The following is a 2,647-nucleotide window of genomic DNA, read 5'->3' on the forward strand; positions in this document are numbered from 1 at the left end:
CTACTCCATCTGCCCCAAGCGCTCGTGCATCTGTGAGTCGTGGGTTGGGATATGTGTAAAAGAGACCGGCCCGGCACCGCTCGGGAGCTCCGAGCGGATGGCGGACGGGGAGGGAGTTGCACCCTCATCCCCGCGGGGACGCTCTTACGCGCCGTCCGTTGGTCTGCCACCAGCCGTGCCGTACACCTCCCATCGGCGGCTTTGGCTGGGACCTATGAAGTTCTCAAGCAGCAGGCGCTTCCTTTCGCCCCCTCGTGAAGGGCTTCCGGGCGCTTCGGAGCAGCCCAAAGAAGGGCCCTCCATCGACCGCTGTCCTAGGACTGCGGGCTGACGAGTAAGACGATGCCGCACAGTCCCAGGACTGTCAACAGTCCTGGGACTGTGTTTCACTGGTGCAGTCGAGAGGAGCATGGGATGGCGCCGAAGTGGCGAGACCTGGCGGACAGGCTGGCTGAACAGATCAAGAGCGGTGAGTACCGACCTGGCCAGCGGCTCCCGCACATCAGGGATCTGGTCGACGCGGGAGAGGGGTCAAAGTCCACCGTCCACGCGGCGTACAAGGCTCTTGAGACTGAGGGTCTGGTGACCTCATCGCGCGGTCATGGCACCGTCGTCCGGCAGCGGACTCCGCTCAAACGACTCGGTACCGCGCGGTACGACAAGGCAAAGTGGCGCGACGGCGACGAGGTGGCGTTCATCGCGGACCGCCTCGCCTCCGGGCGCACGTACCGTCGTGACGACCAGACTCAGACCGTCAGCCGTGTCGAGGCACCGCCAGAGGCCGCCGCCGCGCACGGCCTGCCTCCCGGCGCGGAGGTGTACGCACGGGCGCGGCTCGTGAAGGAGGGCGAGCAGCCGACGCACACGCTGACCAGCTACTACCGGCCGGAACACGTGGAGGGCACCCGATTGGTGGACCCGTCCCCAGGCCCCGCCGGGCGAGGCGGCGGCTTCAAGGTGCTGTACGACGCGGGGTACGAGATCGACCACATGAAGGAAGAGATCTTTGCCCGCGTCCCCACATCAGATGAGGTGAAGCTCCTGCAATTGCCACCGGGGGAGCCCGTTGTCGAGCTGCATCGGACGACCTGGACGGCGGACGGTACCGTGGTCGAATTCGCCGTTGGCGTGCATGCCGCGTCGCGGTTTGCCTGGGAATACGACTTCAAGGTTCCGGACTCAACGCAGGACAAGGGGCAGGAATGATCTCGGCACAGGCATGGGCGGACGCTCGGCGCCTGTGGGGCTACCACCAGATGGCCCACACCGTCCGCCCCTGCTCGGTCGCCATCGGCCTGGGCAGTCACGACCTGGGCGTAGCCGATACGGCCGTGAGCCTGTACGAGCGCGGCATGGTGCCGCTCCTTGTGTTCACCGGGGCCAACAGCCCGACGACGCGGGAGCGCATGCCGCGCGGCGAAGCCGTCCACTACCGGGAGCGGGCGCTTGAGCTGGGGGTTCCCAGTTCGGCGGTGCTCGTTGAACCCCAGGCGCGCAACACCGGGGAGAACATCCGGTTCTCGCGGGCACTGCTGGAAGAGTCCGGTGTCGATGTGTCGTCGGTGCTGCTGATCAGCAAGCCGTACGAGGAGCGGCGCGCGTACGCCACGGCGCGCAAGCTCTGGCCCGAGGTGGAGTTCGTCAGCGCGTCCACGCCGATGACCTTCGAGGAGTACATCGATTCCATCGGGGATCCGCGGCTGGTGATTGACATGCTGGTTGGCGCCCTTCAGCGGCTGCTGATCTACCCCGATCAGGGGTTCATGATCAGGCTCACCGTGCCTGATGACGTGATGGAGGCGTACGACCGGTTGCGTGGTGATGGCTTCACGAGCCGGGTCGTGCGTGCCGACGCGGCGGCGCGTTCCTGAGGTGCGGTTCCGGGGCTTGTGGGCCATGTGTGGGCCAGCCGCCCAGCGGGGACGCGCGAACCTCGCATCTGTGCAGCTCAGAGGATGGTTAGGTCGGGATACCGCATCCCTCTTGAAAACCGTCGTGGCAGCGATGTCACCGAGGGTTCAAATCCCTCAGCCTCCGCGCAGGTAGGAAAAGCGCAGGTGGGAGGAGGGCCCGGCGAATCCGGGGCCCCTCCCTTCCGCTTCCTGTCTCACCCTGTCTCACCTGAATCCCAGCGTTGACCAGCGCGTGCGGCCAAGCTGCGGCCAGACTGAACGCCGCAGCAACAAGCACAAGGAAACGGGGAACCCTGTGAGTGCTTACGTCATCGTCAACGTCGATGTGCTCGACGAGGAGGCTGGTCTGGCCTACGCCCCCGTGGCCCAGAAGTCCATCCTTAGCCACGGCGGCCGTTACCTGGTCGCGGGTCCCACGCCCGAACCCGTCGAGGGCACCTGGGACTCCTCCCGGTTCCTGGTCATCGAGTTCCCCGATATGGATCGGATCAGGGAGTGGTACGACTCCCCCGAGTACCGGCGAGCCCGGGAGATACGGGAGGGAAAAGTTCGGGTGCAGATGCTGTTCGCCGAGGGCTCGCCGCCCGAGGGCTTCTCCCTTCCGGCCTAGCGCTTCTGCTGGTGTGCGAAGGGGGAGTTGGTGGGCGAGGGGCCGCGCGTGCGGGGGGGCGGGCGCCCCGGGCGTCGTGCTGGGCCGCGGGGCGGTGCACGCCCGGGGGGCTGTTTCTCTGTGT

Annotated in this window: 3 protein-coding genes; all 3 read left to right on the forward strand. The window is 66.8% G+C overall.

The features are described 5' to 3' along the window. Positions 1-414: 414 nt before the first annotated feature. Complete coding sequence (locus tag ACFXB5_RS11085) at positions 415-1,206, forward strand: GntR family transcriptional regulator (protein ID WP_385205324.1); 792 nt, start codon at positions 415-417, stop codon at positions 1,204-1,206. Then, a complete protein-coding gene (locus tag ACFXB5_RS11090) occupies positions 1,203-1,871 on the forward strand; it encodes a YdcF family protein (RefSeq protein WP_385205327.1) in 669 nt (222 codons plus the stop codon). Before ACFXB5_RS11085 ends, ACFXB5_RS11090 begins: the two co-directional genes overlap by 4 nt. A 337-nt stretch (positions 1,872-2,208) precedes the next feature. Next, positions 2,209-2,523, forward strand: coding sequence for a DUF1330 domain-containing protein (locus ACFXB5_RS11095; protein ID WP_385205330.1), 315 nt, complete (start codon positions 2,209-2,211; stop codon positions 2,521-2,523). Positions 2,524-2,647 lie beyond the last annotated feature (124 nt).

Source organism: Streptomyces sp. NPDC059455 (assembly GCF_042750115.1).
GTDB lineage: Bacteria > Actinomycetota > Actinomycetes > Streptomycetales > Streptomycetaceae > Streptomyces > Streptomyces endocoffeicus.